Annotated in this window: 1 pseudogene; it reads left to right on the forward strand. The window is 64.7% G+C overall.

What is annotated here, in order from left to right:
• Positions 1-241, forward strand: a pseudogene (locus ACQG3P_RS22585) (putrescine ABC transporter permease PotI); the annotation flags it as partial.

A 241-nucleotide genomic window follows, 5' to 3' on the forward strand; every position in this document is an offset into this window, starting at 1 on the left:
CTGGCCATCACCCTGTCGCTGGATGACGTGGCGATCGCCAGGATCGTGGCCGGGCCGAATTCGCCCCCGCTGCCGATGAAGGTGTTCGCTTCGGTGCGGATGGGGATCAAGCCGGAGAACAACGCCTTGGCCACGTTGATGGTGCTGCCGGAGTCGATCGCGGCGGTGGTGGGGTGGATAATTACCTCTCGCAGCGAGAAGCGCCGGCAGCGCGACATGCAGATGGCGCTGCAGGAAAAGG

It is taken from the genome of Stenotrophomonas sp. SrG, from assembly GCF_050031795.1.
Taxonomy (GTDB): domain Bacteria; phylum Pseudomonadota; class Gammaproteobacteria; order Xanthomonadales; family Xanthomonadaceae; genus Stenotrophomonas; species Stenotrophomonas rhizophila_A.